Origin of the sequence: Ideonella sp. B508-1, from assembly GCF_000333615.1 — a bacterium.
GTDB lineage: Bacteria > Pseudomonadota > Gammaproteobacteria > Burkholderiales > Burkholderiaceae_C > Ideonella.
The window spans coordinates 1-959 of sequence record NZ_BADL01000449.1; the positions used below are offsets into that span (position 1 = coordinate 1).

At 66.5% G+C, this 959-nt stretch carries 1 protein-coding gene; it reads left to right on the forward strand.

The features are described 5' to 3' along the window. Nucleotides 1-257: 257 nt before the first annotated feature. The coding region (locus tag I73_RS18140; protein WP_040500808.1) for a phage integrase N-terminal SAM-like domain-containing protein at nt 258-959 on the forward strand (702 nt) is incomplete at its 3' end.

The following is a 959-nucleotide window of genomic DNA, read 5'->3' on the forward strand; positions in this document are numbered from 1 at the left end:
CATGATACCGTGTGAGGGATTGATCGAAAATTCAACGGAGACAGCCACTTGACGCCGGTTCAATCGGGGATGTTCGGGAGCATCACGGTTGTTGGTGGCGCAAAATGGGGTCGATAACTAGTTGAACTAAACCGCTGACGCGGTGGCTGCCTGGCGAGGGTGGTCACCGCGTTTGACGTTGTGGGGGAGCTTGCCTGGGAAGGCGAGCGGGAGAAGCCTTCGGTCGGGGAATGGACCCCGGTAGACAGGAGAAGGCGATGACCCCGTTGCGACAACAGATGGTGGATGCGATGCAGGTGCGCGGGCTGGCGGTGCGCACGCAGCAGACCTACGTGGACGCGCTGGCGCGCATGGCCAAGTACTACGGGCGCAGCCCAGCGCAGCTGGATGCGGCGCAGATCGAGGCCTACATGCTGCACCTGTCCAAGGACTTGAGGCGTTCGTTCTCGACGATCAACCAGGTGTCCTCGGCCAGCCGGTTTCTGTTCCGGCACGTGCTCGGACGCGAGGACCGGGGCATGCAGCCGCCGGTGGCGCGCACGCCGCAGCGTCAACCGGAGTTGCTCGGGCGCGAGCAGATCGCGCAACTGCTGGGGGCCTGCCGCCGGCCCATGAGCCGGATGCTGCTGCAAGTGCTGTATGCCAGCGGCCTGCGGCTGTCGGAGGCGCTGGCCCTGCGGGTGTGCGATGTGGACTCGGCCGCGGACCGCATGTGCCTGCGCATCGTGCAGGGCAAGGCTGGGGTGGACCGCTACACCCTGCTGAGCCCGACCCTGCTGGGCTTGCTGCGCGCGCATTGCCGACGCTACCAATGCCACCGCAGCGAGGCGGGCCGGCTGTTCTTCAACCCGAGCACGGGGGCTGCGTTGAGCGCCACCAGCGTGCAACGCCACTACGGGGCGGCCAAGCAGGCTGCGGGCATCACCAAGGGTGGTTGCACGCACACGCTGCGCCACTGC